Origin of the sequence: Azospirillum sp. Sh1 (assembly GCF_008365135.1) — a bacterium.
GTDB classification, from domain to species: Bacteria; Pseudomonadota; Alphaproteobacteria; order Azospirillales; family Azospirillaceae; genus Azospirillum; species Azospirillum oryzae.
Window position 1 is genome coordinate 1 of the sequence record NZ_VTTK01000046.1, and the last position, 11839, is coordinate 11839.

General features: G+C 68.4%; 9 protein-coding genes. 5 read left to right on the top strand and 4 right to left on the bottom strand.

Annotated features, from left to right (window positions below; translation table 11 throughout):
• Window positions 1–246: 246 nt before the first annotated feature.
• A complete protein-coding gene (locus FZ029_RS29060) occupies window positions 247–663 on the bottom strand; it encodes a hypothetical protein (protein WP_149196838.1) in 417 nt (138 codons plus the stop codon).
• 115 nt (window positions 664–778) lie between these two features.
• The gene (locus tag FZ029_RS29065) at window positions 779–1693 is read right to left on the bottom strand and encodes a pseudouridine-5'-phosphate glycosidase (protein ID WP_149273303.1); all 915 of its coding nucleotides are present in this window, start codon (window positions 1691–1693) and stop codon (window positions 779–781) included.
• A 40-nt stretch (window positions 1694–1733) separates the two neighbouring features.
• Here FZ029_RS29065 and FZ029_RS29070 point away from each other — a divergent pair, with 40 nt between their 5' ends.
• Together FZ029_RS29070 and FZ029_RS29075 are read left to right on the top strand one after the other, a co-directional pair.
• Window positions 1734–2825: a ligase-associated DNA damage response exonuclease gene (locus tag FZ029_RS29070; protein WP_149273305.1), complete on the top strand. Its 1092-nt coding sequence runs from the start codon at window positions 1734–1736 to the stop codon at window positions 2823–2825.
• Window positions 2822–4411, top strand: coding sequence for a cisplatin damage response ATP-dependent DNA ligase (locus tag FZ029_RS29075; protein WP_149273307.1), 1590 nt, complete (start codon window positions 2822–2824; stop codon window positions 4409–4411). Before FZ029_RS29070 ends, FZ029_RS29075 begins: the two co-directional genes overlap by 4 nt.
• 7 nt (window positions 4412–4418) lie before the next feature.
• On the opposite strand, the gene FZ029_RS29080 is transcribed toward FZ029_RS29075, so the two are convergent.
• The gene (locus FZ029_RS29080; RefSeq protein ID WP_149196834.1) at window positions 4419–4610 is read right to left on the bottom strand and encodes a hypothetical protein; all 192 of its coding nucleotides are present in this window, start codon (window positions 4608–4610) and stop codon (window positions 4419–4421) included.
• A gap of 350 nt (window positions 4611–4960) precedes the next feature.
• Here FZ029_RS29080 and FZ029_RS29085 point away from each other — a divergent pair, with 350 nt between their 5' ends.
• Window positions 4961–6121, top strand: a complete 1161-nt coding sequence (locus tag FZ029_RS29085; RefSeq protein WP_149273309.1) for a patatin-like phospholipase family protein — start codon at window positions 4961–4963, stop codon at window positions 6119–6121.
• A 31-nt stretch (window positions 6122–6152) separates the two neighbouring features.
• Window positions 6153–6932 (top strand): 3-hydroxybutyrate dehydrogenase, encoded by a 780-nt coding sequence (locus FZ029_RS29090; protein WP_149273310.1) that lies wholly within the window; start codon window positions 6153–6155, stop codon window positions 6930–6932.
• Between the two features lie 236 nt (window positions 6933–7168).
• Here the strand turns inward: FZ029_RS29090 and FZ029_RS29095 are convergent, their stop codons facing one another.
• Window positions 7169–9679 (bottom strand): methyl-accepting chemotaxis protein, encoded by a 2511-nt coding sequence (locus FZ029_RS29095; RefSeq protein WP_149273312.1) that lies wholly within the window; start codon window positions 9677–9679, stop codon window positions 7169–7171.
• Window positions 9680–9951: 272 nt separating this feature from the next.
• Between FZ029_RS29095 and FZ029_RS29100 the strand changes: the two genes are divergently transcribed.
• Window positions 9952–11835 carry an ABC transporter ATP-binding protein/permease gene (locus tag FZ029_RS29100; RefSeq protein ID WP_149273314.1) on the top strand — a complete coding sequence of 628 codons (1884 nt, stop codon included), beginning with the start codon at window positions 9952–9954 and terminating at the stop codon, window positions 11833–11835.
• Window positions 11836–11839 lie beyond the last annotated feature (4 nt).

Consider the following 11839-nt stretch of genomic DNA (forward strand, 5'->3'; position numbering starts at 1 on the left):
GGGCCAAAACACTGGCTGTGTCTGCCGTGCAGCTCCAATCCATTCAAAAATCCCGGACAGCAGTGCGCGAAGGCGGGGATCCAGAGTTTCCAGTGCAAGTGCTTGCAGAGTCTGGATTCCCGCCTTCGCGGGAATGACGGCCGATAAAACTCCTTGAGGATAGGAAGAAAGCAAACGCAAAACGCCCCGCAGGCGGGCTGCGGGGCGTTTTCGGAGGCTGGGCTTGTCGGACCGGAAAGGTCGCGTTCAGTGCCGCGTGCGGGCCGGGGTGATGTAGACGCCGTCCCAATCGACGCCGAACAGGGCGTCGTCGCCGGCCTCTTCCACCAGATCGTCATATTCGTGGGCCTCGATCAGCCCGAAGATGGAGGCGGTGCCGGAGGCGTCGAGGTCGCAGGTCACCACATGGCCGCCCACCTCGACGGAGGTGAAGAACACTTCCGGCAGTTCCATGCTGTCCAGGTCGGCGGTGACGGCGGCTTCGATCTCGTGGATGCTGCGGGCCGACAGCGACACGCGCAGCTTGGCCGCCTGGGAGGCCCAGACGATGCGCTTGACGTGGGCCGGCTCCTTCATCTCCGCAACGCCCGACGCCTCGTCGCCTTGGCCGGCCATCGCGATCATCCGGGAAACCAGGGTCGAGGTGCTGCTGGGTGCGCGCATTGAAGCCTCCGCTCGTTCGATGACGACAGATTTGCGCGCAGGCGGTTAACGGGGTCTTAAGCCGGTACCGGGGCTAAAGCCTTACCACCCCGGAAGTAGTCCTATCCGTTCGGTTTTAGGCGGCGGCAAGGGCGGCGGCGACCCCTGCCGCGACCCGCGCGTTGTTGCGGATCAGCGCGATGTTGGCGGTCAGGCTGCGCCCGCCGGTGATGCGCTCCAGCGCCGCCAGCAGGTGTGGGGTAATGTCCTTCCCCTTGATTCCATTGGCTTCCGCGTCGGCCAGCGCCTGGGAGACCGCGGCTTCCATCGCGTCGGCGTCCAACTCGTCGGCGGGCGGGATCGGGTTGGCGAGCAGCACGCCGCCTTCCAGGCCAAGCTGCCATTTCGCCCGCAGGATGTCTGCCACCTCGATTGCGTTGTCACAGCGATGATCGACGGGCAGGCCGCTGCGGCGGCTGTAGAAGGCGGGAAATTCCTCCGTGCCGAAGCCCAGGACCGGGACTCCGCGGGTTTCCAGCACCTCCAGCGTCTTGGGCAGGTCGAGAATCGACTTGGCGCCGGCGCAGACCACGCAAACCGACGTGCGGGCCAGCTCGTCCAGGTCGGCGGAGATGTCGAAGCTGGTCTCCGCCCCGCGATGGACGCCGCCGATGCCGCCGGTGGCGAAGACCGATATCCCGGCCAGCCGCGCCCCGATCATCGTCGCCGCCACCGTGGTGGCGCCGATGCCGCCGGTGGCGATGGCGACGGGCAGGTCGCGGCGGCTCAGCTTGCGCGCCTTGTGGCCGGCGGTGGCCAGCCGTTCCAGCGCCGTGTCGTCCAGCCCGACGCGGATGCGCCCGTCCATCACCGCGATTGTGGCGGGAATGGCGCCGGCGGCCCGCACCTCCGCCTCCAGCGCGCGGGCGGTCTCCAGATTCTGCGGATAGGGCATGCCGTGGGAGATCACGGTCGATTCCAGCGCCACCACCGGGCGGCTCGCGGCAAGCGCGTCGGCAATCTCGGGGGTCGGCAGCAGGATCGGGTGCATGCGCTGGGTCTCCGCTGTTGGGCGCCCTATATTAGGACGCATGTCCGCTGCACTCCAATCCAATCAGGGTGGGTCCAATCCCGACCGCCCGCACCCCGACAAATGGATCAAGGTCCTGCCCGAGGGGCTGTATGTCGAGCCGGGAGGATTCTTCATCGACCCGGTGCGCCCGGTGGAGCGCGCGGTCGTCACCCACGGCCATTCCGACCATGCAAGGCCGGGCAACCGCCATGTGCTGGCGACGCCCGGCACGCTCGCCATCATGCGCCAGCGGATGGGCGAGGGGGTGGGCGGAAGCCTGCAAGCGCTGGACTATGGCGAGAGCCTGCGCATCGGCGACGTGGCGGTGCGGCTGGTGCCGGCCGGCCATGTGCTGGGCAGCGCGCAGGTGGTGCTGGAGCATGCAGGGTCGCGTGTCGTGGTGTCGGGCGACTACAAGCGCCGCCTCGACCGCACCTGTGCGCCGTTCGAGCCGGTGCCCTGCGACGTCTTCGTCACCGAGGCGACCTTCGGCCTGCCGGTGTTCCGCCATCCGCCAGACCTGGGGGAGGTGGGAAAGCTGCTGCATTCGATGGCGCTGTTCCCGGAGCGCAGCCATGTCGTCGGCGTCTATGCGCTGGGCAAATGCCAGCGGCTGATCACCTTGCTGCGGGCGGCGGGGTACGACCGGCCGATCTGGCTGCATGGCGCGCTGGAGCCGCTGTGCCGGCTCTACAGCAGTCTGGGGGTGGAACTGGGGGAGCTGCGGCCGGCGACGGTGGCGGCGAAGGAGGATTTGAAGGGGGCGCTGGTGCTGGCCCCGCCGGCGGCGGTGGCCGACCGCTGGGCGCGGCGGCTGGCCGATCCGGTGGTGGCGGTGGCGTCGGGATGGATGCGGGTGCGCCAGCGTGCCCGCCAGCGCGGGGTGGAACTGCCGCTGGTCATCTCCGACCATGCCGACTGGGACGAGCTGTGCCAGACGCTGGAGGATGTCGGCGCGCCGGAGGTCTGGGTGACCCATGGCCGGGAAGAGGCGCTGGTCCATTACGCCACCGGCCGCGGCATCCGCGCCCGCGCGCTGGCGCTGATCGGCTTCGAGGACGAGGATTCGGAAGGGATTCCGGAGAAGGCCGGGGAAGGGGAGGCGTCGTGAACCGCTTTGCCGCGCTGATCGACGCGCTGGTCTTCATGCCGTCGCGCAACGGCAAGATCCGCCTGCTGGTGGAGCATTTCGCCACCGCGCCGGACCCCGAGCGCGGCTGGGCGCTGGCTGCGCTGACCGGGGCCCTGAGCTTCCGCGAGGCCAAGCCGGCGGCGATCCGCGAACTGGCGGCGACCAGGGTCGATCCGCAATTGCTGGCGCTGTCCTACGACTATGTCGGCGATCTGGCGGAGACGGTGGCGCTGATCTGGCCGGAGCGCCCTGAACGCGCGAACAGCTTGCCGCCCAGCCTGGACGAGGTGGTGGAGGGGCTGCGGGCCGCCAGGCGCGGGCAGGTGATCGGGCTGGTGGAGGGCTGGCTCGACACGCTCGACTCGTCGGGGCGGTTTGCGTTGCTGAAGCTCATCACCGGGGCGCTGCGCATCGGCGTGTCGGCGCGGCTGGCCAAGACGGCGCTGGCGGAGTGGGGCAGGGCGGCCCGGCCGGAGGTCAGCGTCGATGACGTGGAGGAGGTCTGGCACGGGCTGACCGCCCCCTATCGTGAGCTGTTCGCCTGGCTGGAGGGGCGGGCGGAGCAGCCGGCCACCGGCGCCGGCGCCGGGTTCCGCCCGATGATGCTGTCCCACCCGCTGGAGGAGGAGGACCGCGCGGCGCTCGACCCCGCCGCCTATGCCGCCGAATGGAAATGGGACGGCATCCGCGTGCAGATGGCGGCGCGCGGCGGAGAGCGGCGGCTCTACAGCCGCACCGGCGACGACGTGTCGGGCGCCTTTCCGGACATCGTCGATCACATGAGCTTCGACGCCGTGCTGGACGGCGAGCTGCTGGTGGCGCGCGACGGGGTGGTGGCGCCGTTCAACGACCTGCAGCAGCGGCTGAACCGCAAGACGGTGACCGCGCAGATGCTGCGCGACGGGCCGGCCTGGGTGCGGCTCTACGACATCCTGTTCGACGGCGAGGAGGATCTGCGCGGCCTGTCCTTCGTCGAGCGGCGCGCCCGGCTGGAACGCTGGTTCGAGGCGGTGCAGCCGCGGCGGATGGATTTGTCGCCGATGGTGCCCTTCACGGCCTGGGACGAGCTGGTGGCGTTGCGGGAAGGCGCGCGGGAGAACGGCATCGAGGGGCTGATGCTGAAGCGGCGTGACAGCGCCTATCTGGCCGGGCGGCCCAAGGGACCGTGGTTCAAGTGGAAGCGCGGGGCGCTGACGCTCGACACCGTGATGATGTACGCCCAGCGCGGCCACGGGAAGCGGTCGAGCTATTATTCCGACTACACCTTCGGCGTCTGGCGCGGCGAGGAGCTGGTGCCGGTCGGCAAGGCCTATTCCGGTTTCACCGATGCGGAGCTGATCGAGCTGGACCGCTGGGTGCGCAACCACACCACCCGCCGCTATGGCCCGGTGCGCGAGGTGGAGGCCGGGCTGGTGCTGGAGGTCGCCTTCGACAGCGTGCACCCATCGACCCGGCACAAGAGCGGGCTGGCCATGCGCTTCCCCCGCATCCACCGCATCCGCTGGGACAAGCCGGCGCCTGAGGCCGACCGGCTGGAGACGCTGGCGGCGATGGTGGTGGGGTAAGAACCGCTTAGCGCAGCGGCGCCGTCACCACGTCGACGGAGGTTTCCGCCACGGTGCCGACGACATCCACGGCGGTGCCGGCGATGCTGGCCGCACCGCTGGCCACGCCGGTGACGGCACCGCAGCCGCTCAGCGAAGCGCCCAGCAGCAACAGGGCGGCGAGCGGGAGAAGGCGGCGGGAAGCAGGGCGGCGGGACATGGCGTCCTCCAGAAAACCACAGGCTGAAACGAAACCGATGGCGATTGCAGCACGCAATTCCCACCGAAAGGTTAATTCGGGCATTTGGCACAACAGCCTTGAAATCCGCCATCCTGCGAAGAGCCCTTCGCCGGCACTGAATATTACAAGTAATTAATAGTGGTGTAATACCTTGATGTAGGTTTTCGCGAGGATTGGGGTGGCGTAAAAGAAATCGGCATGGCTGCCATGAATATTCCTCTGTTTTTGGAGAATGTTTCCATATGGCCGCATTCATTTCCGGTCCCATATCAGGCCTGCCGACCGAAGAATGACGTCGGCAAGCGATTGACTGGTAGGGAAAGACACCGATGCGCGACGGATCCTTTGCCGATCTCACCGCCCCCTACGACCGGGTGGCTCTCGTCCTGCAAGGTGGCGGAGCGCTTGGTGCCTATCAGGCGGGCGTCGTCGAGGGGCTGTTCAAGCACGACATCCATCCGACCTGGGTGGCCGGCGTGTCGATCGGCGCCGTCAACGCGGCTCTGATCGCCGGCAATCCGCCGGAACGGCGCTGTGCCGCGCTGGCGGAGTTCTGGGCCCGCGTTGCCCCGCCCTCGCCCTGGGAGCATGCGGAGGCCCTGTGGCGGCGGCTGGATCCCGACGGCCCGTCGATTTCCATCCTCAACCAGTGGAGCGCGTGGCGGACGGCACTGTCCGGACAGCCCGGCTTCTTCCGGCCGCGGCCGGCGGTGGAATGGGCGGCGGCCGGCCCCTTCGCCGGACCGACCAGCGTCTACGACACCGCGCCGCTGAAAGACACGCTGGAAGACCTGATCGACTTCGACCGGATCAACCGGGGCGACATCCGGTTGTCGCTCGGCGCGGTCAATGTGCGGACCGGCAACTCCATCTATTTCGATACCGAGACCCATCGGATCGGCCCGGAGCATGTGATGGCCAGCGGCGCCCTGCCGCCCGGCTTCGCCCCCGTGGAGATCGACGGCGAGTTCTATTGGGACGGCGGGCTGGTCTCAAACACGCCGCTCGACCATGTGCTGGAGGACCAGCCGCGCCGCGACACGCTGGTCTTCCAGGTCGATCTGTGGAGCGCCAGCGGTCAGGTGCCGCGCGGCATGTCGGAGGTTCTGGAGCGCCAGAAGGACATCACCTATTCCAGCCGCACCCGCTTCAACACCGACAAGGTCACCTACGAGCAGACCCTGCGCAACCAGCTTGTCACGCTGCTCGACCGGCTGCCCGACGATCTTCGCGACACACCGGAGGCCAGGGCGCTGCGGCGAGCCGCCTGCGGGGCGGCGATCAACATCATCCACCTGATCTACCGCCGCAAAAGCTACGAGCGCGACAGCAAGGACTACGAGTTCTCCAACGCCGGCATGCGCGAGCATTGGGAGAGCGGCCTTGCCGACACGCTCGCCACGCTCGCCCACCCGGAATGGCTGGCGATGCCGTCGCGGCTGGACGGTCCCGTCACGCACGATGTGCGGCGCGAGCGCGCCGAACCGTAACCGACCCTCTCACCGTTTAAGGAGCGGACCCATGCGTTTGCAGGACAAAGTCGCCGTCATCACCGGGGCGGCGAGCGGAATCGGGCTGGAAATCGCCCGGACCTTCGCACGCGAAGGCGCGCTGGTCGTCATCGCCGACCTCAACCAGGCCGGCGCCGACGCGGCGGCGGCCAGCCTCGATCCCACCGGCAAGCGGGCGCTGGGCGTCGCCATGGACGTGACCGACGAGGCCCAGGTCGATGCCGGCATGGCCCGCGCCGTCGCCGCCTTCGGCCGCATCGACATCCTGGTCAGCAACGCCGGCATCCAGACCGTGGCGCCGATCGAGCAGTTCGAGTTCGCGAAGTGGAAGCAGCTTCTGTCCATCCATCTGGACGGCGCCTTCCTGACCACCCGCGCCGCCCTGCGCACGATGTACCAGCAGGGAAGCGGCAGCATCATCTTTATGGGGTCGGTCCACTCCAAGGAGGCGTCGGCGCTGAAGGCGCCCTATGTCACCGCCAAGCACGGGCTGATCGGTCTCGCCAAGGTGGTCGCCAAGGAAGGGGCGGCGCATGGCGTGCGCGCCAACGTGATCTGCCCCGGCTTCGTCCGCACCCCCCTGGTCGAAAAGCAGATCCCCGAGCAGGCCAAGGAACTCGGCATCTCCGAAGAGGCGGTGGTGAAGACGGTGATGCTGAAGGAGACCGTCGACGGCGAGTTCACCACGGTCGAGGACGTCGCCCAGGCCGCCCTGTTCTTCGCGTCCTTCCAGTCCAACGCGCTGACCGGCCAGTCGCTGGTCGTCAGCCATGGCTGGTTCATGCAATAGGCGGAACGCCGCCGGAATGAAAAAGGCGCCGGGCCATCGGCCCGACGCCTTTTCGTTACAAGATATCCTCACCCGCTGAGAGGATTTTCTCGGCCGGATTTTCTCGGCCGTCATCCCCGCGAAGGCGGGGATCCAGGCTGCTCCGTATCTAGATCTTTGAAGCGTCTGGATTCCCGCCTTCGCGGGAATGACGGCTGAGAGACGCTCATGACGTGAGCATCAAACCTCGTGAACTTTCAGAATTCCTTCCAGTCGTCGTCGTCGCCGCTGCTGTGCTTCAGGACCGGAACCGCGGTGGTGGTGCCGCGCGCCGGCGCGTCGGTGCGGGCGGCCGGCTTGGCCGTGCCGTTGCCGCGGGCGGCGGGCTTCGCCGTGGGCTTGGCGGCGGAAGCGCGGGTGGGGGCCGCCGCGGCGCGGCGGGTGGTGGCGACCGCTTGGGCGTTGTGGGCGGCGGCATGGACGGCCACCGGCGCGCGCGGAGCCGCGGCATAACCGAAGCCGGCCGCCTGTTCGAACTTGAAGAAGCCGACCAGCGACTTCAGGTCGCCGGCCTGACCGCTCATCGCCTGGGCGGCGGCGGTGGTCTCCTCCACCAGGGCGGCGTTCTTCTGCGTCATCTCGTCCATGTTGGCGACGGTCGAGTTGATCTCGTCCAGCGCCGTCGCCTGCTCGGCCGAGGCCGACGCCATCTCGGCGATCAGGGTCGCCACCTGCTGCACGCCGGACACGATGCCCTGCAGTGCGTCGCCGGCCTTGCTGACCAGATCGACGCCGTCCTTGACCTGGGCGTCGCTGTCCAGGATCAGCCCCTTGATCTCCTTCGAGGCCTGGGCGGAGCGCTGGGCGAGCTGCCGCACCTCCTGCGCCACCACGGCGAAGCCGCGCCCGGCGTCGCCGGCCCGCGCCGCCTCCACCGCCGCGTTCAACGCCAGCAGGTTGGTCTGGAAGGCGATCTCGTCGATCACCCCGATGATGTCGGTGATCTTGCGGCTCGATTCCTCGATCCGGCGCATCGCCTCGATGGCGGAGCCGGCGACGCCGCCGCCGGATTCGGCGGAGCCGCGGGCCTGGGCCGCCATCACGTTGGCGCGCTGGGCGTTCTCGGCGTTGGAGCGCACGGTCGCCCCCAGCTCCTCCATGCTGGCCGCGGTCTCCTCAAGCGAGGAGGCCTGCTGCTCGGTGCGGTCGGCGAGGTCGGAGGAGCCCAGCGACACCTCGGCGGCGGCGGCGGCGATGGTCTCGGCCGCCTGGGTGATCTGGCCGACGATCTCGGCCAGCCGGGTGGAGGTGGCGTTGACGTCGGTCTTCACCTTCTCGAAGGCGCCCTGGTAGTCGCGGGTGACGCGGCGGTTCAGGTCGCCCTGGGCCAGCGCGCTCAGCACCTCGCCCAGGTCGGCGATGACCGCCTCCACCGTGTCGGTCAGGCGGTTGATGCCTGCCGACATGGTCTTGTAGAAGCCGTCCTTGCCGGCCAGATCGATGCGCCGTTCCAGGTCGCCCTTCGACACGGCATCGATCAGTCCGGCGATCTCCTCGCCGATGGCCTGCTCGCGGGCGCGCTGGGCCTCGGCGGCGCGGCGTTCGGCCTCCAGCCGCTCGCGCTCCGCCTCGTCCATCCGCTTCTTTTCGATGGCGTTGTCCTTGAACACCAGGACCGCCTTGGCCATGCGGCCGATCTCGTCGCGGTTCTCCAGCGCCGGGACATCGACGGTGAGATTGCCGGCGGCCAGTTCCGTCATCGTGCCGGTCATCTGCACCACGGGGCGGACGATGGAGCGCGCGGTGACCAGGGCGATCAGGATGCCGAGAGCGAAGGCGCCCACCGCCATGCCGATCAGCAGCTTGGTGGTGTTCTCCATGTCGGTCCGCGCGCCGGTCAGCACCGTGTCGCGCGTCTCCGCCTGGGAGGCGATGGTCTTGTTGACCAGATCGGCGAACTCCTCCGCCTCCTTGGCCATGGTGCCGAAGGCCAGGGTCTGGGCCTCGGCGACCGCCGCGACCACCCGGTTGAAGCTGTCCAGATAGCGGCCGGTGAGCTGGATCGTCTCCTCGACGTCGCGTTTCTGCGCCGGGTCGGCGATGCCGGCGGACAGCGCCGCGGCGGACTTCAGGAAGGCGTCCAGGCGGGTACGCGCCTCGTCCGCCGCCTTCTCCGCTGGGTCCGTCAGGAAACGCTGCACGCCCAGGCGGGCGAGGATCAGGGTTTCCTGGGTCTGGCCCGCATGGGCCGCCATCTGGAAATCGCCGGCGGCGATGCCCGCGGCGATTGCCCTGCTCAGCCCCTCCCGCGCCTTCATGCCCAGCGGCACCAGCTCCTCGGACACCAGCCGGTCGCGCTGTTCGCGCGCCTTGACCAGCTTGCCGAAGTTGGCGGCGTAGCCGTCGAACTGCTGGATCATGCGGTCGAGGTTGGCGCGGCGGCCGGGATCCTGCGTCGCCTCGCGGATGGCGCGCAGCATCTCGCCCAGCTTCTTCTGCTGAGCCTGGGTCGGCGCGATCAGGGCGTTGTTGCCGGAGAAGGAGTAGTTGACCACGTTTCGGCGCATGTCGGAGACCGAGCCATCCACGTCCGAGATCCGCAGCGAATTGTCGGAGATTGTCGCGTAGCGGGTGAATCCGTCCTCCGTCGTCTGCAGCGACCGCACGCCGAGTGCTGCCACCACGGCGAGGAGGGCGAGGATCAGAAGGAATCCCACCTGGATGCGGGTGCCCACCTTGAATCGGCCGGCGAAGCTGGCGTTCTGCATGGTCAAATGCCTTGGTCTGCGGTGCGGATCGAACGCGATACGCCCGGCAGGGTAGAGGAAGATGGTTTCCAGTCCGTTGCCATGGCGCAAGGAAATGCAGGGAAAGCGTCCCTGGGCCGCGCCAAAATCGTGTCAAAGCCGTGATGCGGGGCTTTGACGATGCCGCAGCGGTCCCTAGGTTAGGTCGCCTGAACAGCTTTTCGGGGAACGGGCCTTGTCGGCTGGTTTCCCCCGGATCCGCAGAAATCCCGTAAAGGCCACTGAAGACTCCGATGCGCCGCAGCCTTCCGCCCACCTCCGACGCCAGCGCCTTCACCCGGCCGTCCGGCGACCTGCGCGCCGCGATGCGCTCGCTGGCGCCCTATATCTGGCCCAGCGATTCCCTGGAAACGCGGATCCGGGTGGTGGCGGCGATGCTGCTGCTGATCGGCGCCAAGGTCGCCAACGTCTATGTGCCGATCTTCTACAAGCATGCGGTGGACGCGCTGACTCCGGCTTCCGCAGGCGGGACCGCCGGGCCGGGCGCGGTGATCGCCATCCCCCTGGGACTGATCGTCGCATACGGCCTTGCCCGCGTGACCTCGCTGATCTTCGCCGAGCTGCGCGACGCCGTCTTCGCCACCGTGGCGCAGCGGACCATCCGCCGGGTGGCGCTGTCGGTGTTCCGGCACCTGCACGCGCTGTCGCTGCGCTTCCATCTGGAACGCCAGACCGGCGGCCTGACCCGCTCGCTGGAGCGCGGCACCCGCGCCATCGAGTCGCTGCTGCGCTACACCCTGTTCTCCATCGTGCCGACGCTGGTGGAGATCGCGCTGGTCTGCGCCATCCTGTGGAAGCTGTTCAGCGTCTGGTTCGCGCTGGCGACCTTCGTCACGGTGATGGGCTACATCCTCTACACCTTCTTCGTGTCGGAATGGCGCATCAAGTTCCGCCGCCTGATGAACGACACCGACAGCAAGGCCAACACCAAGGCGATCGACAGCCTGCTGAACTACGAGACGGTCAAGTATTTCGGCAACGAGGAGCATGAGGCCCGCCGCTATGACGGCGCCTTGCAGAGCTACGAGAAGGCGGCGGTGCGCAGCCAGCAGAGCCTGTCGCTGCTGAATGTCGGACAGTCGGCGATCATCTCGCTGGGGCTGGCGGTGGTGATGGGCATGGCCGCCAGCGGCATCGTCAACGGCAGCATGTCGCTCGGCGACTTCGTCCTGGTGAACACCTATCTGCTGCAGCTCTACCAGCCGCTGAACTTCTTTGGCGTGGTCTATCGCGAGATCAAGCAGTCGCTGATCGACATCGAATCGATGGTCACCCTGCTGGCGGTCGACCGCGAGGTGGCCGACGGCCCCGATGCGAAGCCGCTGGCGGTCGATGGGGCGGAGCTGCGCTTCGAAGGGGTGGAGTTCGGCTACGACCCGCGCCGGCCGATCCTGAAGGATGTCAGCTTCACCGTGCCGGCCGGCAAGACGGTCGCCATCGTCGGCCCGTCGGGCGCCGGCAAGTCCACCATCAGCCGGTTGCTGTTCCGCTTCTACGACGTCAATGGCGGCCGGGTGATGATCGACGGGCAGGACATCCGCGACGTCACCCAGTCCTCGCTGCGGGCGTCCATCGGCATCGTCCCGCAGGACACCGTGCTGTTCAACGACACCGTCTTCTACAACATCGCCTATGGCCGCCCCGGCGCCAGCCCGGCGGAGGTGGAGCGGGCGGCGCGGCTGGCCCACATCCACGACTTCATCATGGCGCTGCCCGACGGCTACCAGACGACGGTGGGCGAGCGCGGGCTGAAGCTGTCCGGCGGCGAGAAGCAGCGCGTCGCCATCGCCCGCACCATCCTGAAGGACCCGGCGATCCTGCTGTTCGACGAGGCGACCAGCGCGCTGGACACCCACACCGAGCGGGAAATCCAGGCCAACCTGCGCGAGGTCAGCCGCGGCCGCACCACGCTGGTGATCGCCCACCGGCTGTCCACCGTCATCGACGCCGACGAGATCCTGGTGCTGGAGGCCGGCCGGGTGATCGAGCGCGGCCACCATGCCGACCTGCTGGCCGCCCGCGGCGCCTATGCCGCCTTGTGGACGCGGCAGCAGGAAGCCAGCCAAGCGGCCACCGGCGGACCCACGCCGTTGTCCGGCGTGCTGGCCTCGACCTGAGCGG